Origin of the sequence: Duganella sp. HH101, assembly GCF_001758795.1 — a bacterium.
GTDB lineage: Bacteria > Pseudomonadota > Gammaproteobacteria > Burkholderiales > Burkholderiaceae_D > Rugamonas > Rugamonas rivuli.
In genome coordinates this window covers 520600-545484 of record NZ_LRON01000002.1, presented here as the reverse complement: position 1 = coordinate 545484, position 24885 = coordinate 520600, and the positions used below count along the sequence as shown (strand labels likewise).

The window sequence follows — 24885 nt, the reverse complement described above, 5'->3', positions numbered from 1 at the left end:
CTCAATGATGTTGAAAGAAGCCCTGTCCGCAGCGGATTGCGTAGCCCTCCAGCTGGCCAGCGACGGAGACCGTTACGCGGAGCTGGGCCGCAAATTGAGGAGCACGTCCTTCTCGACCGCGCTGACCATCGCGCGCGGCAGCTCCGACCATGCCTGCGCCTACGCGGCCTACCTGATCATGGCCCGCCTGGGCCGCGTGGTGGCGTCGCTGCCGATGTCGCTGGTGACGCTGAACAAATCGCCGCTGATCACCCGCGACACGCTGGCGATCTCGATTTCGCAATCGGGCCAGAGCCCGGACGTGGTCGAGCCGATCAAATACTTCCGCGACGGCGGCGCCACCACCATCGCGCTGGTCAACGACATCGATTCGCCGCTGGCGCACGCCGCCGAGTGGTCGATTCCGCTGCGCGCCGGCAAAGAGCAGAGCGTGGCCGCCACCAAGAGCTTCATCACCAGCCTGGTGGCCGGCGCCCGCCTGGTCGCCGCCTGGCAGAACGATCCGGAGCTGCTGGCCGGCCTGGAAGCCCTGCCCGACTCGCTGCGCGCAGCCGCCCAGGAAGACTGGAGCTCGGCCATCGAGGTGCTGGCGCCCGCCCGCAACATCATGGTGGTCGGCCGCGGCATCAGCTTCCCTGTGGCGCTGGAAGCATCGCTGAAATTCAAGGAAACCTCGGCGTTGCAGGCGGAAGCCTTCAGCGGCGCGGAGATCAAGCACGGCCCGATGGCGCTGATCGAAGAAGGCTACCCGCTGGTGATCTTCGCCACCCGTGGCCCGACGCAAGCGAGCCTGCTGCAACTGGCGACCGAGATGCGCGGCCGTGGCGCGCGCGTGCTGCTGGCCGCACCGGCCGACGTGGCCGACCGCGACCTGACCCTGCCGGTGGCGGCGACGCCGGACCTCGATCCTATCGTCGCGATCCAGGCCTTCTACGTGATGGCGGCCCAGCTGTCGGCGGCACGCGGCATGGACCCGGACGCCCCGCGCCACCTGAGCAAAGTCACCAAGACCAACTAAGTCCGTGATTGCGCCACGCCCACCCCGCAAGCCGAAGGGGTCGGACCCCGTGCGGGGTCCGACCCCGGCATTCCGCCGTGCGGGGTGGCTGCTGGCGCTTGCGGCGCTCTTCGCGAACCCTGCGACCGCCGCCCCGGAAAAAATCGAATTCTGGACCTTCAGCATGAAGCCCAAGTTCACTCCCTACTTCGAGACGCTGGTGAAGAACTACGAAGCCGGCAATCCGAACGTCAAAGTCGAGTGGGTGGACTTCCCCTGGGACGTGATCCAGACCAAGCTGGTGACGCGCATCGTCGCCGGCACCCCGCCCGCGCTGGTGAACCTGAACGTGCCCTGGGCCGACGAATTCGCCCGCGACGGCCTGCTCGCGCCGGTCGACACCCTGCTCGGCGACGCCCGCCCGCGCTACCTTGCCAGCACGCTGGAAGACCTGACCTTCGGCGGCAAGCTCAGTCGCCACATCTACGGCTTCCCGATGTACAGCAACGTCGCCGTCATCGCCTTCAACACGCAGATATTCAAAGCCGCCGCCATCCCGCACGCGCCGCGCGATCTCGACGAACAGCTGCTGTTCGCGCGCCAGATCGCCGCCCGCACCGGCAAGGCTGGCCTGTGCCCCGCGCTGTCCAAGATCGACGGCCTGATGATGCAGCAAGGCCTTGCCGTCATCAAGGACGGCAAGGCGGTGTTCAACTCGCCCGCCCATATCGCGCTGATCAAGAAACTCGCGGAGACCTACAAGGCCGGCGGCCTGCTGAAGGACGCGCTGTTCGCCGAGGATAACTTCCCCGCCGCGATCGACGCCTACAAAGGCGGCCGCCTCGGCATGCTGCTGGCGCCACCGACGGCCGTCAAGCGCATCGAGAGCGACGCCAAGGACATCTACGCCATCACCGATGTCGCCCCCGCGCCGCTGGGCCCCACCGGCATCGCCGACGGCGGCTGGCTGATCCACTTCGCCGTGCCGAAGAACGTCGACGCCAGGCTGCTACCGGCGGTCGGCAAGTTCGCGCGCTACCTGACCAACGACGCCAACCAGCTGGCCTTCGCCAAACAGGCCAGCGTGTATCCGGCGATGTCGCAGGCGGCCAACGATCCCTTCTTCATGACCGTGCCGCCGGGCGCCGGCGCGGCCGAAAAGGCGGTATCTGCGGGCGCCGTTTCAATGCCGCACTCGCACACGCTGTACGTGGCCGGCATCACCGACTACGACGAACTGCGCCGCTACCTGGTGAAGGCCGTGGAAGCCGGCGTCACCGGCAAGCAGGATGTCAAGCAGGCGCTGGACCAGGCGGTGGCGATCTGGAACAAGAAACTCGCCGCGCAGCGGAGCCGATGAGATGAGCCGCACAACCCTGACCGCCTGGCTGTTCCTCGCCCCCGCGCTGGCGCTGCTGGCCGTATTCTCGTTCTGGCCGGTGGCCTTCGGCTCCTTCCTCGCCTTCACCGACTACAGCCTGATACGCGACACCCACTGGGTAGGCCTGGACAACTTCCGCTACATCTTCGACAACGAGATGTTCGTCACCGGCCTGAAAAACTCGCTGATCTTCCTGCTGATGGTGCCCTTCGTGCAGATCGGCGCGCTCGGCCTCGCGGTACTGGTCAACAACCAGCTACCGGGCATCCGCTACTTCCGCGCGGCCTTCTACGTACCGGTCGTCACCACCGTCTCGGTGGTCGGCATCATGTGGGGCTTCATGTTCCACGAACAGGGCGCGCTCAATTACGTGCTGACGACCCTGCGGCTGGTCGGCGCACCGGTCGGCTGGCTCTCCAACGACAGCCTGGCGCTGTTCGCCATCATGTTCGTGACGCTGTGGCGCGGACTTGGCTGGTACATGGTGATGTACCTGGCCGCGTTGCAGGCCGTCCCCGCCGACATGCAGGAAGCGGCCATCCTCGACGGCGCCAACCGCTGGCAGCGTTTCTGGCAGATCACCGTGCCGATGCTGCGCCCCACCATCATGGTCTGCACCATCCTGTCCGTGCTGGCCGCCTTGAAGGCCTACCAGGAAGTGGACGTGCTGACCCAGGGCGGCCCGATGAACTCCACCTTCACCGGCTTGTACTACGCCTACGACCAGGGCCTCAAACACCTGAAGCTGCCGCGCGCATTGGCCGCCAGCTTCGTCATGTCCATCTTCTGCATCGGCATCGCCCTGCTCTGCCTGCGCTATATCAAGCCCAAACACCGATGATGAAGACCATCACCCACTACCTGCTGCTCTGCGCGATCGCGGTCGTCTGCGTGTTCCCGTTCTGGTGGACGCTGGTGACGGCCGTCTCCACCGAAGGGAACATCTTCGCCTTCCCGCCGACCTTCTGGCCGAACCAGCCCTCCTTCGACAACTTCATCGAAGTGTTCAAGGCGATTCCGATCTGGTCCTTCTTCCGCAACTCGGTCTTCATCGCCGCCTGCACCGTGTTCTGGAAGCTGGCCCTGTGCTCGGCCGCCGCCTACCCGCTGGCGCGCATGCACTTCAAGGGCCGCAAGCTGGTGTTCGGCCTGATCCTCGCCACGCTGGTGCTGCCGTCGGAAGTGAACTTCCTGGTCAACTTCATCACCGTGACGAAACTGAGCCTGGTCGACACCTACACCGGCGTGATCCTGCCCAACGTCGTCACGGCGGTCGCCATCCTGCTGCTCAAGCAAGCCTTCGAGGAAGTGCCGCAAGACCTGATCGACGCCGCCCGCGTCGACGGCTCCTCCGAATGGACCATCTTCAGCAAGATCATGCTGCCGCTGATCGCGCCGTGGCTGGCCACGGTCGGCATCCTGACGGCGGTGGAAGCCTGGAACGAATACATCTGGCCATCCATCGTGATGAGCAAGCCTGACGAATTCCCGCTGTCGGTGGGCGTGCTGTATTTGCGCGGCACCTTCGGCAGCAGCACGCGCGTGATCGCCGCCGGCACCATATTGACCATCCTGCCCACGCTGGCAGCCTTCCTCTTTACTCAACGATTCTTCATGCGTGGCATGGACGGAGCTGTTAAATGAACCAACTCGTGACCCAAACCCAAAACGACCTCAGCGAATTTAGACAGATCGCCGGACAGCTGATCATGATCCGCTTCCCCGGCACCGTGCTCGATGCCGCCACCGCCGACTTCATCAAGGCCAACGGCATCCGCGCCGTCTGCCTGTTCCGCGGGAACATGACCGACTCCGAACAGCTGGGCAAGCTGACCGCCGACCTGCGCGCCGTCATGGGCCCCGAGTCGCTGATCGGCATCGACCAGGAAGGCGGCGCCGTGGTGCGCTCGACCTGGGTGCCTGCGCCGCCGGCCGCCATGGGCCTGGGCGCGGCCGACGACACCGACCTGTCCTACCGCACCGGCGCCGCCGTCGCGCGCGCCGTCAAGGCGCTGGGCTTCAACTGGAACTTCGCGCCGGTGCTAGACCTGAACAACAACCCGCACAACCCGGTGATCGCCGAGCGCTCCTTCGGCGCCGAGCCGCAACGCGCCGCCGAACTGGCGATGGCGTGGATGGCCGGCAGCCACGCGGAAGGCGTGGCCTGCTGCGTCAAGCACTTCCCCGGCCACGGCGACACCAACGTCGATTCGCACCGCGACCTGCCGACCGTGAACAAGCCGGTCGAGGAACTGGACCGCCTGGAACTGGCGCCGTTCCGCATCGCCTCCGGCGCCGCCCCGGCCATGATGACCGCCCACATCGTCTACCCGACGCTGGACCCGGACAACCCTGCCACCATGTCGCGCCGCATCCTCACCGGCCTGCTGCGCGATGAGTGGCAGTACAAGGGCGTCGTCATCACCGACGGCATGGACATGCACGCCATCGCCGGCCGCTACGGCGTGGGCAACGCCGCCGTGCGCGCGCTGACCGCGGGCGCCGACATGGTCATGGCGCTGGGCACCACCGAAACGCAGAACGAAACGCTGGACTCCATCGCCGCCGCCATCGCCTCGGGCGAGCTGACCATGGCGGAAGTGCAGCAGCGCCTGGACCGCCTGGCGTCGCTGGCGCTGGCCTATCCATGCAAGCCGCGCTCCTACAAGGAAGACGCCGCCGACCGCGTGGTGATGGCCGAAGGCTGGCGCCGCAGCCTCACCGCCTACGGCGCGCCGGCCCGTCCGGCCGCCGGCGCGCAGGTGCGCCTGGTGGTGCGCCAGGACGTGGTCAGCGACGGCGTGTCCGAAGCCGGCGTGCCCGCCGAAGCGGTGGCCGCATCGCTGCGCCGCCTGTACGACGTCGAACTGACCACCTTCGCCGACGCCGACACCTTCGACTGGAGCGCCCTGCCGCAGGACGGCCGCTTCACGATCCTGGCCTCGACCTCGCGCCTGCGCTACGGCGAGCATGCGCGCACCACGTGGAAGCCGGACCTGCACCTGGCGCTGTGGAATCCGTACCAGGCGCTGGACATCGACTCGCCATCGCTGATGACCTACGGCTTCGCCCAGCCGGCGCTGGACGCGGTCAACGGCTGGCTAAGCGGCGAACTGGAAGCCACCGGCAACGCACCGGTGCCCGGCTTCGCATAACCAATCAATCAGGGGGAGGAGGCAATATGGACAACAATAAAATACGCAATCCGAAGTTCTGGGTTCCCAGCCTGTATCTGGCGCAGGGCCTGCCGTTCTTCGCGGTAGCCATCGTCGCCAACCAGATGTTGAAGAGCATGGGCGTGCCCAACGACGAGCTCAATCACTGGACCGGCTTGATCGGCTTCGCCTGGGTCTTCAAGCCGCTGTGGAGTCCCTTCCTGGAACTGGCCAGCAGCAAGAAGCTGGTGGTGGTCGGCTTCCAGATCTTCGGCGGCTTGTGCCTGGGCGGCGTGGCGCTGGCGCTGCACGCGCCGTTCTGGTTCGCGGCCTGCATGGCCATGCTCGCGCTGGTCGGCATCTCGTCGGCCACGCACGACATCTCCTGCGACGGCCTGTACATCTCCAGCCTGGATGAAAAAGGCCAGGCCAAGTACGCCGGCTGGACCGGCACCTTCTTCAACGCCGGCAAGTTCTTCACCACCGGCGGCCTGCTGCTGCTGGCAGGCCACTTCGAGAAGACGCTGGGCGTGGTGCCGGCATGGACCATCTGCTTCTGCATCCTGGCCGTCATCATGGTGGCGCTAGGCCTGTACAACAGCTGGGCGCTGCCGACCGCGATGAACGAAGTCACGGCCGACACCAACGCCGGCGCCATCGCCCGCACGCTGCGGGAGGTGATCGTCGAATTCTTCAGGAAGCCCGGCATCTGGATCTCGATCGTGTTCATCATCCTGTTCCGCGCCGGCGAGGCGCAGGTGCAGTCGATCGGCCCCCTGTTCCTGCGCGAGGCGCGCAACCTCGGCGGCCTGGGCCTGACCACCGCCGAAGTGGGCGCCGTGTACGGCACCGTCGGCACCGTGGCCTTCGTGGTCGGCAGCATCGCCGGCGGCTACTTCACCTCGTGGCTCAGCCTCAAACGCGCCATCCTGTGGCTGATCCTCGCGGTCAACCTGCCCAACGTGGCGTTCTACCTGCTGTCGGTGTTCCAGCCTACCGAGCTGTCGGTGATCGGCGTGGCGCTCAGCGTCGAGATGTTCGGCTACGGCTTCGGCTTCGTCGGCCTGATCCTGTACATGATGCAGGTGGTCGCGCCGGGCAAATACCAGACCGCGCACTACGCCTTCTCGACCGGCATCATGCAACTGGGCTTCGTGCTGTTCAAGCTGTTCAGCGGCGACATCCAGATCTCGCTGGGCTACCAGCACTTCTTCATCTGGGTGATGCTGTGCGCGATCCCGGTGGCGGTGCTGTCGCAACTGATCCCGATGACGGCGCGGCCGCAGGCGCAGGAAGAGCCGGCGCCGCAAGCGGCCGTGCGCGCGGGCTAAGCGGATGGCCAGCGTCAGCCTCAAACAGATCGTCAAGCGCTACGACCAGACGGCCGTGATCCACGGCGTCGACCTCGATATCGCCGACGGCGAATTCATGGTCTTCGTCGGCCCGTCCGGCTGCGGCAAGTCCACCCTGCTGCGCATGATCGCCGGCCTGGAGCCGATCAGCGGCGGCACGCTGCACATCGGCGACGTGCTGGCCAACGACATCGCCCCGGCGCAGCGCAAGCTGGCCATGGTGTTCCAGTCGTACGCGCTGTACCCGCACATGACCGTGTACGAGAACATGGCCTTCGCGCTCAAGCTGGCCGGCCGCAAGCCGGCCGAGGTGGCGGCGGCGGTGGAGCGCGCGGCGGCGATCCTGCAGATCGCCCCGCTGCTCAAGCGCCGGCCCAAGGAGCTGTCCGGCGGCCAGCGCCAGCGCGTGGCCATCGGCCGCGCCATCGTGCGCACGCCGGAAGTGTTCCTGTTCGACGAGCCGCTGTCCAACCTGGACGCCAGCCTGCGCGTGCAGATGCGGGTGGAGCTCAGCCGCCTGCACCAGGAGCTGAAGACCACCATGATCTACGTCACCCACGACCAGGTCGAGGCGATGACCCTGGGCCAGCGCATCGTGGTGTTCAACGCCGGCCGCATCGAGCAGGTCGGCACGCCGCATGAGCTGTACAACCATCCGGCCAACCTGTTCGTGGCCGGCTTCCTCGGCACGCCGAAGATGAACTTCATCGCCGGCGAGATCATCGCGGTGTCGGCCGGCCAGGCCAGCGTGCTGCTGCCGGGCGGCGCCATCGTCGACGTCGACGTCGCGGCCGAAGGCGGCGCAGGTGGCGGCGCAGGTGGCGGCACAGGTGGCGGAACAGGCGCCGGCGCCGGCGCCCAGCGCGGCGACCGCGTCACGCTGGGCGTGCGCGCCGAGCACCTGTCCATCGCCGCGCCGCAGCAGGGCAACGCCATCGACGTCGGCGTCGGCCACGTCGAATACCTGGGCGACCAGTCCATCGTCTACACCACGCTGGCCGGCGCGGGCGAAATGATCGCCGTCAAGCAGGCCGCCGAGGCGCCGCCGCTGCACGCCGGCAGCCGCACCCGCGTGCACCTGCCGCCGTCGCGTTGCCTGTTATTTAACGCCGAAGGCCGGGCGCTGGCGCGCGCTCCGGCACACGCTTGAATTCGTAATACGCCCCGGTTTTATGTAACAATACGCGGGTTTACACTGTCGCGATGGCATGGCGTACCCGCCGGCCCTCTAAATTGTTTGATAGAAGGATAATTCATGTCCCACACTCGTCTCGCTCGTATTAGCCTGATCCTGGCCGCCATCGGCCTGAATGCCGCACCGGCCATGCTGGGCATGTCCCCTGTCTACGCCGCCGAAGCCGCCAAACCGGCCGAGCCGCCCAAGGATGCCGTGCGTCCCGAGATCTTCAAACTGATCGACCCGGCCCAGACCAAAGACCTGCTGGCAGCCAAGAACTACACCGAATTCAAGACCCGCATCGACACCGCGGCCGCCATGCCGAACGTGACGCCGTACGAAGAGTTCATCCTGAACCAGATGCGCGTGCAACTGGGCCAGGCCAGCGGCGACTATCCGGGCACCGTCAAGGCGCTGGCCGCGATGATCGACTCCGGCCGCCTCAAGCCTGAAGACAAGCTGCGCTTCATCGACGCCGTCGCCGGCATCTACTACAGCCAGATCAAGGACTACGACCAGGCCATCGTCTGGTTCAACCGCTACGGCACCGAGTCGGGCGACACGCTCAAGCAGCGCCAGTTCATCGTGCGCTCCTACTTCTTCAAGGACGATTTCGCCACCGCCAAGGCCGAAGCGCTGAAGGACGTCGCCGCCGCCAAGAAGTCCGGCGCCACGCCGCCGAAGGACGAGCTTAACCTGCTGGGCAACGTCGGCATCAAGACCAAGGACACCGAGCTGTATCTGCAAGCGGTGGAAGAGCTGACCCGCTACTACCCGAGCGAAGACTACTGGTTCGACCTGCTGAACCGCACCCGCGGCAAGAAGACCTACGCGCCGCGCCTGGACCTCGACATCGCCCGCCTGAAGGCGCTGGCCGCACCGTCGAAGATGGAGCCGGAAGACTACGCCGAGATCGCCGAACTGGCGGTGCTGGGCGGCTTCTTCACCGAAGCGAAGATCGCCATGGACAAGGGCTACCCTGGCGCCATCCCGAACGACAAGAACAAGGCCGCGCTGCAGAAGATCCGCGACAGCGCCAACAAGGGCGCCGCCGACGATGCGAAAAACATCGACAAGGGCATCGACTCGGCCATGAAATCCAAGGACGGCGTCGGCCTGGTCAACCTGGGCTACAACTATGTGACGCTGGGCCAGGCCGACAAGGGCATCGACCTGATGAAGCAAGGCGTCGCCAAGGGCGTGGCCAAGAATCCGGAAGACGCCAAGCTGCGCCTGGCCTACGCGCTGGCCATCGCCGGCAAGAAGGACGAGTCGCTCAAGCTGCTGGAAACCATCAGCGGCAACGACGGCCGCGGCGACCTGGCGCGCTACTGGATCATGTACCAGAACCCGCCAAAAGCAGCACCGGCGGAAGCCAAGTAATCAGCAAAGCCGGCCCAGCGCCGGCTTTTTTTATCGCCGCATTATCGCCGCATCGCCGACGACAAGGCGTTCAGCAACTGATGGCCGCCGTCGGCGCTCAGCTCCCAGAACATCGCCCCGCGCAGCCCCTGCGCCTTGATATACGCCGCCTTCTCCTTCAGCGACGCCGGATCTTCGTAGGTGATCCACACCTGCTGCGCCGCGTTGTACAGATACGGCGCCCTGGCCGCCGCGTTCCAGTAGCGCCGGTAGCCATTGCCGCCGGCACCGTCCCCGGCGCCGGCCGGCGCCAGGTAGCCCTGTTTGAGCAGATGACCGTAGCCATACGAATTGCCGCCGTCCACGCCGCCCGTGGCGCCGCCGTCGCAGGCCTGGTACTGGCCGTCGCCGTCGGCGCCCGGCGGGCAGCCTTTCCAGCCGTAGCCGTAGAACGGCACGCCCAGCACCAGCTGCCGCGCCGCCACCCCGGCCGCCAGATAGCGCCGCACCGAACCGGCCGCATGGAAGCCGTCGGCCGTCGCCGGGTCGCGGGCGTCGCCGTGCAGCGCCGCGTGGTGGCCGCTGCGCCGCTCCCACGGCATGTGGTAGTCGTAGGCCATGATGTTGATCCAGTCCAGGCTGGAGGCCAGCTCGCGCAGCCAGCCGCTGGCCGCGCCGCCGTCGTTGACGTAGTTGGCGTTGCCGCCGGCGGCGATGGTGATGCTGTAATGCCTGCGGTCTTCCCGGCCGGCCGCGTCGAAGGCGGCGCGCAGCTCGCGCGCCAGCGTGATGAAGTTGCGCTTGTCGGCCGGCCGCGCGCACACCTCGCCCGCCACGCAAGGCACGCCGGCCTCGCCCGGATATTCCCAGTCGATGTCGATGCCGTCCAGGCCGTGGCGGCGCATCGTCTTCACCGCCGAGGCGATGAAGGCGGCGCGCGCGGCCGGCGCATCGGCCAGGTTGGAAAACCGGTTCGACCAGTTCCAGCCGCCCACCGACACCACCACCTTGAAGCCAGGGTGGCGCCGCTTCAGCGCCACCAGCGCGCGCAGGTTGGCGCCGTCGCTGGCGGCATCGCGCAACACCAGCGCTCCGTTGGCCGACGACGCCTCGCCGGCCGCGTCCTGGCACGGCGCCACATCGTTGACCGTGGGGTCGGCGTTGCCATGCTTGCCGTCCCAGCAGACGTCGAGGAAGGCGTACAGCGCCATCGTCAGCTTGCCGGCGCCGACGTTGGCGGCGGTGACGGGGAAGGCGTCCGACTTCCAGCCGGGGTAGTAGCCGACGATTTCAGGTGCGGCCAGCGGCGCTGCGGCCAGCGAAGGCGCGCAGGCCAGCACGCCGGCCAGCGCCAGCGCCGGACGCTTCAAACGGTAGGAGTTCATAAGTCCTTGCAAGGTCAGGTGGCGTTCAGTTCCGCCACGAAGTCGTACATATCGCCGCGAAAATAGGAGCGGCAAAACTCCACCGCGCGGCCGTCGCGCAGAAAGCCCAGCCGCTCGACCGCGAGCCCGGCGTCGCCCTCGCGCGCCTGCAGCAGCAGGGCCTGCTCCGCATTGAGCAGCAGCGCCGACAGCCGTTGCAGCGCGCGCACCGGCCGGTTGCCGGCCCGCTCCAGCGCGTCGTACATCGAGGTGTCGACCGCCTCCAGCGACGGCAGGCACGCGGCGACGATGGTGGCGTACTCCAGGCACATCGGCACATCGTCGGCGTAGCGCATGCGGTGGAAGCGGTAGACCGCGGCGCCGGGGCTGAGCCGCAGCCGCATCGCCTCGTCCGGCGTCACCGTGCCTTCCGAGCGCTTGAGCCACACGCTGCGCGGCGTGCGCCCGCGCGCCCGCATGTCCTCGGAAAACGAGGTCAGCTTGGCGAAGTTCTTTTCGATGCGGGTGTTGATGAAGTTGCCGGAGCCGGGCCGGCGCACCAGCACGCCCTCGCCGACCAGGCCGTCGATGGCCTTGCGCACCGTGATGCGCGAGATCGCCAGGTCGGCCGCCAGCTGGCGTTCGGCCGGCAGCGCGTCCTCCGGCTTGAGCAAATGCTGCTCGATCGCCGAGCGCAGCGCCCGCTGCAGGCGCTGGTACAGGGGAAGGTGACTGGTCTCATTGAGGTGCGCCCGGATGTGTACCAGTGGGCTGATTGGATTGCTTTCCATAACGCTGCACGCATCCTGTCTTGTCGTTGTCAATCGATAATACCAAAAAAAGACCAGCGCGCCGCCCCCGTCCCCGCCCCTGCTGCCAAATATTTTGACCACCACCGCGCCAACCCGCATGGATGCTGGGTTTGCGCCTGTTGTAGCGCCACACACCCCGGCTCCATACCACCGCAGAGCCGGTATGGAATAGTTACCAAAGCAACAGTGTGTATGCTGCATACAACATAACAAAAAAGAATTTCAAAGTGGTAGTGATCTGGTATTAAAAGACGGGTATATTGGCGTTGGATTGGTTTTGTAAGTGGTTGTAAAGAAGTAGATAAGAGACACATCAACAATCAGTAGGCTCGGCGGAGCCTCATCAACGGGAGGGAACATGTACCACAATTCAAATAATACGAAAATGTCCAAACGCACGCCTATCGCCACCGCGGTCGGTTTGCTGATCCTGGGCGCCGGCATCACGGCCCAGGCGCAGGAAGCGGCAGCGCCGGAACAGGTGATCGTCACCGGTATCCGCGCCTCGCTGCAGCAGTCGCTGAACCAGAAGCGCAACTCCGACAGCCTGGTCGAAGTGATCACCGCCGAAGACGTCGGCAAGATGCCTGACAAGAACGTCGCCGACTCGCTGCAGCGCCTGCCAGGCGTGAGCGTGGCGGCGGCCGGCGGCGGCGAAGGCTCGTTCGGCGAGAACGACCGCGTCGCGCTGCGCGGCACCCCGTTCGGCCTGACCCTGACCACCCTGAACGGCCACTCGGTCTCGAGCGGCGACTGGTTCGCCGACAACATCGTCGGCGGCGGCCGCAGCGTGAGCTTCTCGCTGTTCCCTTCCGAACTGATCGGCCGTGTCACCGTGCACAAGGGCGCGCAGGCGGACCTGCTCGAAGGCGGCGCCGAAGGCGTGGTCGACATCGAGACCCGCAAGCCGCTGGACTTCAAGAAGCAATTCAACGCCCAGTTCAGCATCGGCGGCGTCAACTCGTCCAACTCGGGCAAGACCGATCCGCAGATCAACGCCATGGTCGCCTGGAAGAACGACACCAACACCCTCGGCATCCTGGTGCAAGGCTTCCATGAAAAACGCACGCTGAGCCGCGTCGGCCAGGAAAACCAGATCTGGTACGACCGCGTCGAAGCGGGCAGCCCGATCGCCAAATCCATCGCGGGTTCCACCGGCGCCATGGGCAGCTACCTGGGCGGCACCGCCTGGTTCGAACAGAAGCGCACCCGCAACGGCGGCCTGGTCGACGTGCAGCTCAAGGCCAGCAATGACCTGACGCTGGACCTGACGGCCTTCCATTCGCACCTGGACGCTCCGAACATCAACCACAACTTCATGCAGTCGGTGGGCCGCTTCCTGTCCTCGTCCACGCTGGCCAGCAACTACCCGAACGGCGCCATCACCGGCACCACGGCCAACGGCGTCGTGACCCAGCTCAACGCCGCCGTACCGGCCAATTGCACCGCCTGCGCCAGCATCTCCAGCGCGGTACAGGAAGAGTTCAGCCGTCCCGTGGCCGAGAGCCAGTCGCAGTTCGTCAACCTCGACGCCAAATGGCGCGTCAACGAAGTGCTGACCCTGAACGGCAAGCTCGGCACCACCAAGGGCCTGGGCAACACCGTCAGCGGCGCGCTGGGCGTCTGGATGCCATGGACCGGCGGCGGCTACTCGATCAGCGGCGCCGGTTCGCCGGTGATCTACAACACCCCGGGCGCCGACAAGTTCTCGATCGGCGGCAACCAGGCCACGCCATACACCTACGGCTCGCACGTCACCGCGAACGACAAGGAAACCTATGGCCAGGTGGACGGCACGCTGAAAACCGACTGGGGCTCATTGCACTCGCTGCAGTTCGGCGGCCGCGTTGCGGAACACAAGCGCGACCTGACCTCGATCGGCATCAACGCCTTGCCGGGCCTCGATTCGGCGGCCAACCTGCCGATGTCCGGCCTGACCGCCTTCCCGAGCGACTTCAACGACCTGGGCGCCAAAGGCGCCGGCTACTGGACCTTCTCGCAGGACGCCGTCAACGGCTGGCTGAGCAAATATGGCAACTACTCGGGCGACCTCAAACAGAGCGAGTTCACCATCAAGGAACCGACCCAGTCGGCCTACGTGATGGGCAACTTCTCCACCGAGAGCCTGTCGGGTAACTTCGGCGTGCGCGTGGTGCACACCACCGAAGAAGTGAACCGCTACGAGATCGGCCCATCGGGCGGCTTCGAGCCTAAGCGCTACTCGAACAGCTATATCGACTTCCTGCCGAGCGCGAACTTCCGCCTCGACATCACCAAGGATCTGGTCGGCCGCTTCAGCACCAGCCGCACCATGGCCCGTCCCGAACTGGGCATGATGGCCGGCGTCGACCTGCGCGACGTTCAGGGCACCGGCAACGTCGGCAACCCGGACCTGCGCCCTATCCGCGCCAACAACTTCGACCTGGGCCTGGAGTGGTACTTCGCGCCGAAATCGATGCTGTCGGCCGGCGCCTTCTACTCGGCGCTGGATGGCTACGTCACCTACGGCAAGAGCACCGCGACCTTCTACAACCAGCTGCAAAAGCAGAACACCGTGTACCAGGTCAGCACCCCGGTCAACACCACGGCCGAAGTGAAGGGCCTGGAGTTCGCCTACGTGCAGGAGCTGCCTAAGGGCTTCGGCGTGAACGCCAACTACACCTACACGCTGGGTGCGGAAACCGGCAAGGCGCCTGGTTCGCCATGCGGCGCGCTGACCAACGCCGATTGCACCCTGATCGGCACCTCGAAGAACGCCTACAACGTCGGCGCCTTCTACGAGCAGGGCAAGTTCAGCGCCCGCCTGACGTACAGCTGGCGTTCGGGCTTCCTGAACGGCACCAGCCGCAACAGCGCCGCCTTCCAGGCGCCTATCGGCACGCTGTCGGCATCGATCGCCTATCAGATCAACGACAACTACAGCATCACGCTGGACGGCAAGGACCTGAACAACCCGCTGGTGCGTTCGGTCATCCACACGCCAGGCGCGATGGACCTGCCAGGTTCGCTGTACAAGAATGGCCGTCAGGTGTACTTCGCTCTGCACGGCAAGTACTAAGTCGTCAACCGTTTCATTGTGTAGTCTGTTCCCCGCCACGGGCTGTCCCGGCCCTGGCGGGTTTTTTTTCGCCTACGCGGCGGCGGCCAGCCCGAAGATCAGCGACTGATGCGTGGCGGCGCCGGCCATCGCGCCGTCGGCCACGGCCAGCGCCACATTGCCGAACATGCGCGCGGCGTCGCCGCACACGAACACGCCGGCCACGCTGGACGCCTTCATCGCATCGACCCGCACATGCGAACCGGTCGGCCCCTGCTCCACCTCGCACCCCAGCTGCTCGGCCAGCGGGCTGCCGCTGTGGGTGCGGGTCAGTACGAACAAGCCCGCCATCTCCAGGCTGCGGCCGTCCTGCAAACGGACAGCCGCATGGCCGGCTATCGCCTGCACCGGCGTGCGCTCGATCGCCACGCCGCGCGCCGCCAGCGCCGCCAGCTGCGCCTCGTCCGGCTCGAACGCGCCGTTGAGGAAGAACGTCACCCGCCCCCAGTCCGGCAGCATCATCGCGTGGTGGATGGACAGCGGGCCGGTCGCCAGCACGCCGATCGCGCCCTCCATCAATTCATAGCCGTGGCAATACGGGCAGTGGAAGGCGCTGCTGCCCCAGCGCTCGGCCAGTCCGGCGATGGGCGGCAGCTCGTCGACCACGCCGGTCGCCAGCAGCAGCCGCAGCGCGCCGAACGCACTGCCGTCGCCCAGCGTCACGCGGAAGCCTTGCGCCGTCTGGCTCGCCTGCGTGGCCGAGCCTTCGATCCAGCGCACCGTCGGATACTTCATCAGCTGCGCGCGGCCGTCGGCGGCGATGGCCGCGGCCTCGCGGCCGTCCTGCCCAAGGAAGCCATGCGAATGCTGGGCGTACCGGTTGCGGCGCTGGCCGGCGTCGATCACCAGCACGCGGCGGCGGGCGCGCGCCAGCTGCATCGCGGCCGACAGGCCGGCGTAGCTGCCGCCGATGACGACGGCGTCGAATTCAGTCGCCGGATGGGGGATGTGCATGGGAAGCTCCTTTGTGATTGGCGTATCCGTCGTTGAAGCGGGCCGACAGGTCGGCCAGCGTCACGTCCTTGAAACGTTCGATCAGCAAAGCCTCGGCTTCATCGAAGGCGCTGGACAGCGCGTCGTTGACGGCGCGCTCCACCAGGCACTGAGGATGCTCGTCACGGTTCCCCATCGCGAACACCGTGGGCGAACCGACCGCCTCGTAGATGTCGCGCAGCGTCACCTTGCTCAGGTCGCAGGTGATGCTCCAGCCGCCGCCGTGGCCCTTGCCGGAGCCCACGTAGCCGCGCTCGCGCAGCCCGGCCAGCACGCGCCGCACCAGCACCGGATTGGTGCCGAGGAAGCCCGCCAGCTCGTCGGATGTAAAAGGCCGCCCGGCGTGCGCCATGTGCAGCAGCACGTGCAGGATGGAGGATAGTTTGCTGTCTCGTCTCATGTAACTAATGATAGTACATAATCGGAAAGCGTGCCGACCCGACAGCCTGTCGATTTAACTTGCATTTTTAAATTGTCCGTGAGAAACTGAATTTATCAAATAACACGAAATAAACGAATAAATTATTTATTCAAGGTGAGCACCCTGCCCCTGTGCCACTTCTATCAAATTTTCATCAGTTGACCCTCTTACCATCGGCCGCAGCGGGATGGTAATTCACGATCGGAAAAAAAATGAAAATCACAGACATGAAAATCGGAGTACGGCTGGGTGGGGGATTTGCCATCGTCCTCGCCTTACTGATCGCCATTGCCGGCCAGGCCGTGTACAGTCTGAGCAAGTCAAACGACGCGCTGCACCATATTGTCGACGTCAACATGAAGAAGATCGAACTGATCGAGGAAATGTCGACCTCGATTCACATCGTCGGCCGTGTAACCCGCACCATTGCGCTATTGTCCGATGATGCCGAGGCCGACAGCCAGCACCAGAAAATCGACACGGCCCGCGTCCGCTTCGACGCGGCCTACGGCGAGTTGGCGAAAATGCCGCTCGACGATGCCGGCACGGCTTTGTTGGGGCGGATTAAAACCGAACTGGCCACGGTACGCGCGGCAAACAATCGCTTCGCCTTGCTGCTCAAGTCCGACCGGGACGAGGCCATCGCCTTGCTGCTCAAGGAAGCCATCCCCGCCACCACCAGGCTGCAGAACACATTGGACGAGTTCGACAAGCTGCAACAGCACAAGAGCAGCCAGGACGAGACCGCCGCCTCAGAGCTCTACGCCAGCACGCTGGCCTACATGCTCGGACTGGTAGCAGCCGCGGTGGCCATCGGCGTGCTGACCGCTCTGGCAACGACCCGCTCGATCACCGGCCCCTTGGGGCGTGCCGTGAAACTGGCCAGGACGGTCGCCGCCGGCGACCTGACCGGCGACATCCAGATCGAGTCGTCCGACGAAACCGGGCAATTGCTGCAGGCGCTCAAGGAAATGAACGACAGTCTGCTCAATATCGTCGGCAAGGTGCGCAGCGGGACCGACACCATCGCTGCGGCCTCAACGGAAATTGCCAACGGCAATCTCGACTTGTCCTCCCGCACCGAGCAACAAGCCAGCGCCCTCGAGGAAACCGCGTCGGCGATGGAGGAGCTCACCAGCACCGTCAAACAAAACGCCGACAACGCCCGCCAGGCAAATCAGCTGGCCATCTCGGCGTCCGATACGGCGAACAAAGGCGGCAAGGTGGTGGCGGCGGTGGTCCAGACCATGGCGGGCATCAACGACTCATCGAAAAAAATTGTCGACATCATCAGCGTCATCGACGGCATCGCGTTCCAGACCAACATCCTGGCCCTGAACGCCGCCGTCGAGGCGGCGCGCGCCGGCGAGCAGGGACGCGGCTTCGCCGTGGTGGCGACGGAGGTGCGCAACCTGGCGCAGCGCTCGGCCGCCGCCGCCAAGGAAATCAAGACTTTGATCCATGACTCCGTCGACAAGGTCGGCAGCGGCACGCGGCAGGTGGAAGAAGCGGGTTCGGCGATGCAGGCCATAGTGCAAAGCATCCAGAGCGTGGCGGACGTGATCGGTGAAATCAGCGCCGCCAGCCAGGAGCAAACGTCGGGCATCGAACAGATTAACGACGCCGTCATGCAAATGGACCAGGTTACTCAGCAGAACGCCGCGCTGGTGGAAGAAGCGGCAGCGGCGGCGGCATCGTTGCAGGAGCAAGCCAGCCACCTCGCCGCGGCCGTCAGCGTGTTCAAGACCGATGCCGCTCGCGCCCACGCGATACCCAAGCCGCAGCGCATCCCGGCCAAGCGCACCATGGCCCTGCAGCTGCAGCTCGGCACGTGAGCTGATGCCTGCGCCGTTACAGCGTGGGCAGTATCGTAAAGTCGCCGCGCGCCGGGTACGGCTGGCAGTCCTGGTCGATGGCGACGTTGACAACCGCGGCTGCCGGCGGGCCGCGTTTTGCCCACGCGGTGATGGCCTCGATGGCCTGCGTCTCGCCATCCACCGCGGCTTCCACCGAACCATCGCGGCGATTGCGCACCCAGCCGGACAAGCCCAGCGCCCTCGCCCGCTCCGCAAACGCAGCGCGATAACCAACGCCCTGCACCCGGCCTTCCACCACCAATCGAATCATCATCGCTCCCAAATTGCCGACAGAATACAGGGTGGGGTTAGGGCTGCACGACCCTTCGCCGGACGATGCTATTTCGGCCCTCTGCTTTCCAGCCGCCCAACTGCGCGCCCGCCAGAACGAGCTCTCCGCCAAAGCGCCCCTGACGCCAGCCGACGCACCCACGACATGCTGGACGACATCCATTAATGCCAACTACTTCGCACTCACGGCAGCCGCCGCACCTTTGGCCTTGGCCTCATCGCCCGCAGTCACCACCGTCAGCTTGGCCGGATCGATGGCCTTGCGGAAGGCCGCATTGACCTGCGCCAGCGTGGCCGCCTTCAGCTTGTCCTCGTACTCCTTGCTCCAGCTGTAAGTGCGATTCATGTACAGATTGCGCGTCCACCCGGCAGCCAGCACGCTGTCCTTCGAACGGTTCTGCACACGCTGCTGCAACAGCCCGGATTTCGCGCCCGCCAGTTCGGCGGCCGTGAAGCCATCCTTCACCGCCCGCTCCAGCTCCTGCCGGATCGCCGCCTCCAGCTTCTTCAGGTTCTGCGGCGCCGCGATGGCGTCGATGCCGAAGCTGCCGGCGCGGTCGATCTCACCCGGCTGCAAACCCGAACCGCCGCCATAGGACAAACCATCCTTCTGACGAATGCGATCCATCAGCCGCGACTTCAACCCGCCCTCGCCGAAGATGTAATTGGCCAGGTCCAGCAGCGGATACTCCGCATCGTTGACGTTCAGGTCCAGGTTCAAGCGCGCCGTGTAGAAACCGTTCTCCTTGTCCGGCGCATTGATCGTCTTGTGCAGCGGCGCCTTGTCCTCGTTGGCCGAAGTGATCGGCGCATAAGCCACCTTGCTGTCCCAGCCGCCGAAACTGTCGGCGATGGTCTTGCCGACCGCCGCCTTGTCGAAATCGCCGACGATCGCCAGCTCGCCATGATTGGCGCCGTAGTACGCGCGATGGAAGGCAACCACATCCTCCAGCTTCAACGCCTTCACCGCCGCCAGCTGCTCATCGACCGTCATCGGCGCCCGCACATCGCCCTTCGGATAATGGTTGAAATACAGGTCCACCTCCGTGCGCGCCAGCGACTGCGGCTCGTTGCGCGACGCCTCGATCGCCACCAGCCACTGCTGGCGCAACTGCTCGAACTCCGCCGCCGGGAAGCTGGCCTCCCTCAACACATGAGCCACCAGCCGCAGCGCCGCATCCAGATTCGGCCCGGTGGTATCGAAGCGATACAGGCTGCCGGAGATCTTCAGCTTCGCAAAGGCATCGGCCAACTGTTCGCGGCTGTACTTGCTGGTACCGCGCATCAGCATCTCGCTGGCGGCGTTCGACACGATGGCCGTGTTGAACAGATTCTTCTCGTCGCCCCAATGCAGCTGCAAGTCCACCGACACCGACTCGCCCCGGTTCTTCTTGGTCAGCAGCGCCACCTTCAAGCCGCCGATGGTCCTGATCTCGGTGCGGGCATTGATATTGGCCTGGCTAGGATCGAACACCTCCGACGTCAGCACGCTGTCCTTGCCCTTGAAATCCTTCATCACCTCCGCCACCGTCGGCGCCGCAGGAATCTCCGCGCGCAGCGGCGCATCCTCCGGCACGAAGCTGCCGACCACGCGGTTGTCGCGCTTCAGATAGCGCCCCGCCGCAGCGGCCACCTGCTCCGGCGTGATGTTCGGCAGCTTGTCGCGGCCCTCGAACAACAAACGCCAGTCGCCCAGCGCGATCTCCTCGGACAGGCTCACGCCCACCCGCTGCGGATCATTGAGCGCCTTCTCGATGCCATTGGCGAAATTGCGCCGCGCCCGCTCCATCTCCTCCGCAGTAGGCGGCGTGCTGGCGAAGCCCTCCACCGTCGCAATCAGCGCATCGCGCACCGGCCCCAGCGGCTGGCCCGCCTTGACCACCGCGCCGATGATCTGCAAGCCCGGCGCATAACCGGTCTGGCCGAAGCTGAACACCTGCGCCGCCTTGCCGCTCTCCACCAGCGCCTTGTGCAGCCGCCCGGTCGGCGTATCGCCCAGGATCTCGGACATGAAGCTCAGCGCATCGCTATCCTGCTGCAGCGCCGACGGAATCTTGTAGCCCAGCGCGATCACCTGCATATCGCCCTTGCGCCGCACCACGAAGCTGCGCTCACCATCCTGTGCCGGCTCGACCGTCCAGAACGGCGGCAGGCTGCGCTTGGGTTTCGGGATCGCGCCGAACGATTTGCTGATCCACGCCAGCGTCTGCGACGGCTCGAATTTACCGGCCACCAGCAGCACCGCGTTATCCGGCTGATAGTAGGTGCGATAAAACGCCTGCAGGTTCTCGATACGCACGTTCTCGATATCGCTACGGTTGCCGATGGTCGAGCGTCCGTAAGAATGCCAGTCATAGGCCACGCTCTGCATGCGCTTCAACAGCACCGAGAACGGATCGTTCTCGCCGCTCTCGTACTCGTTGCGCACCACCGTCATTTCCGAATCGAGATCCTTGCGGGCGATGAAGGAGTGCACCATGCGGTCCGCCTCCATATCCAGCGCCCACTTCAGGTTATCCTGGCTGGCCTGGAACACCTCGTAGTAGTTGGTGCGGTCGTAGGAAGTGGTGCCGTTGAACTCCATGCCCCGGTTGGCGAATTCCTGCGGAATGCTGCGGTTCTTCGGCGCCCCCTTGAACATCATGTGCTCCAGCAGGTGGGCCATGCCCGTCTCGCCGTAGTTCTCGTGGCGCGAGCCGACCAGATAGGTAACGTTGACCGTCACCGTCGGCTTGGACGCATCGGGAAACAGCAGCACCTTCAAACCGTTCGGCAGCCGGTACTCGCTGATGCCCTCGACCGACGGCCCCTTGACCACGCCGGCCGGCAAGGCCTGCGCCCAGGCGCTGCCGGTGGCGGCAAAGGACAAACCGCACAGCATCAGGCTGGCGGCGGCGACGTGTTTCAAACGGCTGGTGTGCATGGTCTCTCGCGAAAAAAACTGAAGAACAGGCAGCATACGCCCTACCCCGCCCTCGTGGGTAGACGCTTAAGCAAATTTTAAAACACGGGAAGGGTCAGGCTTTTTCAGGCAGGATGCAGGCGTCGACCATCTGCAGGTCGTTGTCCTTGGCAAAGGAGATGACGAAGTGATAGGCCAGCGGTTCGAGCTGGCGCAACTTGCCGTTGACCACCACCGACTTGACGCCATTGATGACGGTCGGCGTGACATACGGCGAGAACTGCAAATGGGAGTCGCGTCCGCCGCCATAGCCTTCCGGCTTGAAGCAGGACATCACGCCGCACAGGCGCTCGGCCCAGTCGCTGGGACGGAACTGCCTGCCATTGCTGGTCTGGCCGAGGATGAAGAACGAATCCTGCTGTTCTGACGGTTTGTTCGCTGACTCTGCCATAGGCGGCTGCTTAGGAGTAGATACTTGTTGGTAACAAGAATGCGTGGAAGATCCCGGCTTGGTCGGACGGGCGGATATCATTCTGTAAGAATCTTACGTATTATATCTTATAGAAGACCTGAATACGTAAGTCATTGATTTCAATCCAGATTCCAGCGCGATTAACCACTTTGGTGCAGAATAATCATCATTCTGCACCACAGCAATGCCGCTATTGTACCCGCTTAAGGGGTCGCTCCGAGCCAGACTGCGCCCGACAACAGCAATAACAACATCATCCACAGCAGCAAGGCGCGCCACACCAGGCCCACCGTGCTTTGCAAGGCGCGCACGCTTGGCTCCTCGCCCGGCAGCACGTCCGGTTCCTCATCGCTGAGGTCCACCGTGGATGCATCGGCAGGCAAGACCTTGGCCGCATTCTCCGCCGGCGAGCCCAGGCGCACACCCATGGCGCCGCCGCCGGCCGACAGGATGATGCCGATCGCCTCATCCGCCCAGCGGTGGGCGAAGTTGCGCCACGCGTAGATCGCGTCCTCGAAATTGCCGACCACGGCGAAAGCCACCGCCGTCAGCCGCACCGGTATCCAGTCGATCCAGTAGAACGCGCGCGCCGCGAACTGGCCGAAGGCCTCGTTGCGCATGTGCTCAGGCTCGTTCCACGCGCGCGCCAGATGCTCGGCCACGCGGTACATGACGGCGCAGGCAGGGCCCAGCGGCATCAGGAACCAGAAGAACACGCCGAACACATTGCGGTGCGTGGTGATCAGCGACTTCTCGACGGCGATGCGGGCGATCTCGGAGGTTTCCATGCCCACCGTGTCCTGCCTGGTCCACTCGGCCAGCAAGGCACGCGCGGTGGCGTCATCGCCGGCGTTGAGCGCCAGCTGGATCGAGGTGAAGTAATGGCTGTAGTGGCGGAAGCCCAGCGTCAGGTAGACGATCAGCACGTTCCATGCGAAGGCAGCCAGGAACCAGTTGTAATGCTTGAGCACCCAGTAGATCAGCGCCGTCGGCACCATCAGGATCGCCATCATCAGGAACCAGCCCATGCGGCCGTGGGTCGAGTGACCGGCATTGAACCAGGTCTCCATCCGCAACGCCAGGCTCTTGATTTCAGCGTAGATCGGATTGTCCGCGCGCAGCGGCTTCATTTGCTCGATCAGCAGCGCACATAGAATGGAAAGAAATGTCATTAAACGTCCTTTGAGTCGGCAATGCCTTGATGCCCGCTACGATAGCGTAGTGTGACTATGCACGCAAGAAATGGAACAGATTGCGCAGCATGCCTGCAGTGGCGCCCCAGATGTAATAGTCGCCGTACGGCATCGCGTAGAAGCTGCGCCGGCCGCCCGGCAGCTGCACCGACAGCCGCTGGTGATTCAGTCCGTCCATCAGGAAGGCCAGCGGCACTTCGAAAATTTCCGCCACCTCGGACGGATCGGCGGTCAGCTCGAACGGCGGCGCGATCAATCCCACCACTGGCGTGACGCAATAGCCGGTGCCGGTCAGATACTTCGGCAGCATGCCCAGCACGTCCACGTGGCGGCGCGCCAGCCCGATCTCCTCCTCCGACTCGCGCAGCGCAGTGTCGACCGCGTCGCTGTCGTAGTCCTCGGCGCGGCCTCCGGGAAAACTGATCTGGCCACCGTGATCGGTCAGGTGCGCGGTGCGCTGGGTCAGCAGGATGGTCAGGCCGGCCTCGCGCTGCACCAGCGGGATCAGCACCGAGGCCGGCGTCGGCGTCGGCCGCTGCGACAGGCTGCCCAGCGATTCCTCGGCGCCCTCGGGCGTCCACGACGGCTGCTCGATGAAGCGGCCGCGCAACCACGCGGGCGTCAAACGCTCCGGCGCGACCGCAGGCTCGCCGGCGATGGCGTCCACGGGGAGTTCTTTCGGATCGAACAAAGGCTGTGCCAAACATTACCTCCACATGCAAGAAAAGGGCGCCAGTGGCGCCCTTTTCGGGGCAATGCGCCCCCTTCTATCCAAACACAAACGCAGCTATTAAGCGGCGGTTGCTTTCGCCACTGGGCGACGGTTTGGCAGTTTTTCCTTGATACGTGCCGATTTACCGGAACGATCACGCAGGTAGTACAGTTTAGCGCGACGTACGTCACCGCGGCGTTTCACTTCGATCGAAGCGATCAGCGGGGAGTACAGCTGGAAGGTACGCTCGACGCCTTCGCCGGACGAGATCTTACGAACGATGAAGTTCGAGTTCAGGCCACGGTTGCGACGGGAGATGACCACGCCTTCGTAAGCCTGGGCGCGCTTGCGGGTGCCTTCGACTACGTTAACGTTGACGATCACGGTATCGCCAGGTGCAAAGTCAGGGATGCTTTTGCCCAGGCGAGCGATTTCTTCTTGCTCGAGTTGTTGAATCAGATTCATTTAGATGACTCCATAAACCATCGTGCTGGCGCGCTATGAGTCGAAACTCGATGCCCAGTAGAGGATGGGGTTAAACAACCATGCGGACGACATGTCCGCCGGCTTCTACGACAACAGGTTTACAAACCTGCCAAAAACTTTTCATCAAGCTTGGTGAGCTGCCCTGCCTCACGCGCCTTGACCAGCAAATCCGGGCGCTTGCGCGCGGTCGCCTCCAGCATGCGCTGACGGCGCCATTTCTCGATCTCGGCATGGTTGCCGCCCATCAGAACCGGCGGCACGCCCACACCTTCATACGTTTCCGGCCGCGTGTAGTGCGGCGAATCCAGCAAGCCATTGACGAAGCTGTCCTCGATCGCCGACGCATCCGTGTTCAACACGCCGGGAATCTGGCGGATCACGGCATCCATCAAGGCCATCGCCGGCAGCTCGCCGCCGGACAGCACGAAATCGCCAAGGCTGATTTCCTCGTCGATGCAACGGTCCAGCAAACGCTGGTCCACCGCCTCGTAGCGGCCGCACAGGATCACCAGACCGGGCTCCTGCTTCAGCTGCATCACGCGCTCATGCGTCAACTGCCTGCCCTGGGGCGACATGAACACAACGCGGGGCGCGGGCAGACCGGCATCGGTCTGGCGCTGCTTCGCCGCGTTGAGCGTCGCTTCCAGGGGTTTGGCCAACATCACCATGCCGGGGCCGCCACCATAGGGGCGGTCATCCACGGTGCGGTGATTGTCCGTCGTGAAATCACGCGGATTCCACAACGACAAGCCACATTTATTCTGTTCAAACGCGCGCCGGGTGACACCCGACTGCGTCAGTGCGGCGAACATTTCAGGGAACAGGGTCACGACATCGAATTGCATGGCGGGCCGCCCTTATG

At 64.9% G+C, this 24885-nt stretch carries 21 protein-coding genes; 10 read left to right on the top strand and 11 right to left on the bottom strand.

Annotated features, from left to right (window positions below):
* Window positions 1-4 precede the first annotated feature (4 nt).
* The 8 genes from DUGA2_RS05155 to DUGA2_RS05120 all read left to right on the top strand — a co-directional run bounded on the left by DUGA2_RS05155 (window position 5) and on the right by DUGA2_RS05120 (window position 9445).
* Entirely contained in the window at window positions 5-1018 is a 1014-nt protein-coding gene (locus DUGA2_RS05155) for an SIS domain-containing protein (protein ID WP_043479865.1), read from the top strand.
* A gap of 49 nt (window positions 1019-1067) precedes the next feature.
* On the top strand, window positions 1068-2357 hold the full coding sequence (locus tag DUGA2_RS05150; protein ID WP_229214592.1) for an ABC transporter substrate-binding protein: 1290 nt from the start codon (window positions 1068-1070) through the stop codon (window positions 2355-2357).
* A 1-nt stretch (window position 2358) separates the two neighbouring features.
* Window positions 2359-3219, top strand: a complete 861-nt coding sequence (locus DUGA2_RS05145) for a carbohydrate ABC transporter permease (RefSeq protein WP_070267631.1) — start codon at window positions 2359-2361, stop codon at window positions 3217-3219.
* Window positions 3216-4022: a carbohydrate ABC transporter permease gene (locus DUGA2_RS05140; protein ID WP_070267629.1), complete on the top strand. Its 807-nt coding sequence runs from the start codon at window positions 3216-3218 to the stop codon at window positions 4020-4022. The genes DUGA2_RS05145 and DUGA2_RS05140 overlap by 4 nt, the downstream gene beginning before the upstream one ends.
* The gene (locus tag DUGA2_RS05135) at window positions 4019-5533 is read left to right on the top strand and encodes a glycoside hydrolase family 3 protein (protein WP_070267628.1); all 1515 of its coding nucleotides are present in this window, start codon (window positions 4019-4021) and stop codon (window positions 5531-5533) included. Before DUGA2_RS05140 ends, DUGA2_RS05135 begins: the two co-directional genes overlap by 4 nt.
* 26 nt (window positions 5534-5559) lie before the next feature.
* Complete coding sequence (locus DUGA2_RS05130; RefSeq protein WP_070267626.1) at window positions 5560-6864, top strand: MFS transporter; 1305 nt, start codon at window positions 5560-5562, stop codon at window positions 6862-6864.
* Window positions 6865-6868: 4 nt separating this feature from the next.
* Entirely contained in the window at window positions 6869-8035 is a 1167-nt protein-coding gene (locus tag DUGA2_RS05125) for an ABC transporter ATP-binding protein (protein ID WP_070267625.1), read from the top strand.
* A gap of 105 nt (window positions 8036-8140) precedes the next feature.
* A complete protein-coding gene (locus DUGA2_RS05120) occupies window positions 8141-9445 on the top strand; it encodes a hypothetical protein (RefSeq protein ID WP_070267623.1) in 1305 nt (434 codons plus the stop codon).
* A 41-nt stretch (window positions 9446-9486) separates the two neighbouring features.
* Here the strand turns inward: DUGA2_RS05120 and DUGA2_RS05115 are convergent, their stop codons facing one another.
* Window positions 9487-10809, bottom strand: coding sequence for a glycoside hydrolase family 18 protein (locus tag DUGA2_RS05115; protein ID WP_070267620.1), 1323 nt, complete (start codon window positions 10807-10809; stop codon window positions 9487-9489).
* Between the two features lie 14 nt (window positions 10810-10823).
* Window positions 10824-11579, bottom strand: coding sequence for a GntR family transcriptional regulator (locus tag DUGA2_RS05110; protein ID WP_070267619.1), 756 nt, complete (start codon window positions 11577-11579; stop codon window positions 10824-10826).
* Window positions 11580-11985: 406 nt separating this feature from the next.
* Between DUGA2_RS05110 and DUGA2_RS05105 the strand changes: the two genes are divergently transcribed.
* Window positions 11986-14658, top strand: coding sequence for a TonB-dependent receptor (locus DUGA2_RS05105; RefSeq protein WP_070267618.1), 2673 nt, complete (start codon window positions 11986-11988; stop codon window positions 14656-14658).
* Between the two features lie 72 nt (window positions 14659-14730).
* Here the strand turns inward: DUGA2_RS05105 and DUGA2_RS05100 are convergent, their stop codons facing one another.
* Both DUGA2_RS05100 and DUGA2_RS05095 read right to left on the bottom strand, forming a co-directional pair.
* Window positions 14731-15651 carry an NAD(P)/FAD-dependent oxidoreductase gene (locus DUGA2_RS05100; protein WP_070267616.1) on the bottom strand — a complete coding sequence of 307 codons (921 nt, stop codon included), beginning with the start codon at window positions 15649-15651 and terminating at the stop codon, window positions 14731-14733.
* Complete coding sequence (locus DUGA2_RS05095; RefSeq protein ID WP_070267615.1) at window positions 15626-16090, bottom strand: Rrf2 family transcriptional regulator; 465 nt, start codon at window positions 16088-16090, stop codon at window positions 15626-15628. The genes DUGA2_RS05100 and DUGA2_RS05095 overlap by 26 nt, the downstream gene beginning before the upstream one ends.
* Window positions 16091-16338: 248 nt before the next feature.
* Here DUGA2_RS05095 and DUGA2_RS05090 point away from each other — a divergent pair, with 248 nt between their 5' ends.
* Window positions 16339-17946 (top strand): methyl-accepting chemotaxis protein, encoded by a 1608-nt coding sequence (locus DUGA2_RS05090; protein ID WP_286162304.1) that lies wholly within the window; start codon window positions 16339-16341, stop codon window positions 17944-17946.
* A 16-nt stretch (window positions 17947-17962) separates the two neighbouring features.
* On the opposite strand, the gene DUGA2_RS05085 is transcribed toward DUGA2_RS05090, so the two are convergent.
* The 7 genes from DUGA2_RS05085 to trmD all read right to left on the bottom strand — a co-directional run bounded on the left by DUGA2_RS05085 (window position 17963) and on the right by trmD (window position 24868).
* Window positions 17963-18238: an acylphosphatase gene (locus tag DUGA2_RS05085; RefSeq protein ID WP_083296217.1), complete on the bottom strand. Its 276-nt coding sequence runs from the start codon at window positions 18236-18238 to the stop codon at window positions 17963-17965.
* Window positions 18239-18430: 192 nt separating this feature from the next.
* On the bottom strand, window positions 18431-21181 hold the full coding sequence (locus DUGA2_RS05080; RefSeq protein ID WP_070267611.1) for a pitrilysin family protein: 2751 nt from the start codon (window positions 21179-21181) through the stop codon (window positions 18431-18433).
* 94 nt (window positions 21182-21275) lie between these two features.
* Window positions 21276-21611: a DUF3579 domain-containing protein gene (locus DUGA2_RS05075; protein ID WP_070267610.1), complete on the bottom strand. Its 336-nt coding sequence runs from the start codon at window positions 21609-21611 to the stop codon at window positions 21276-21278.
* Window positions 21612-21835: 224 nt separating this feature from the next.
* Window positions 21836-22804: a CobD/CbiB family protein gene (locus DUGA2_RS05070; RefSeq protein ID WP_070267608.1), complete on the bottom strand. Its 969-nt coding sequence runs from the start codon at window positions 22802-22804 to the stop codon at window positions 21836-21838.
* A 55-nt stretch (window positions 22805-22859) separates the two neighbouring features.
* Window positions 22860-23528 carry a CoA pyrophosphatase gene (locus DUGA2_RS05065; RefSeq protein ID WP_070267606.1) on the bottom strand — a complete coding sequence of 223 codons (669 nt, stop codon included), beginning with the start codon at window positions 23526-23528 and terminating at the stop codon, window positions 22860-22862.
* Between the two features lie 87 nt (window positions 23529-23615).
* Window positions 23616-24002: a 50S ribosomal protein L19 gene (gene rplS / locus DUGA2_RS05060; RefSeq protein ID WP_008446022.1), complete on the bottom strand. Its 387-nt coding sequence runs from the start codon at window positions 24000-24002 to the stop codon at window positions 23616-23618.
* A 119-nt stretch (window positions 24003-24121) separates the two neighbouring features.
* The gene (gene trmD / locus DUGA2_RS05055; RefSeq protein WP_070267605.1) at window positions 24122-24868 is read right to left on the bottom strand and encodes a tRNA (guanosine(37)-N1)-methyltransferase TrmD; all 747 of its coding nucleotides are present in this window, start codon (window positions 24866-24868) and stop codon (window positions 24122-24124) included.
* Window positions 24869-24885: the final 17 nt, after the last annotated feature.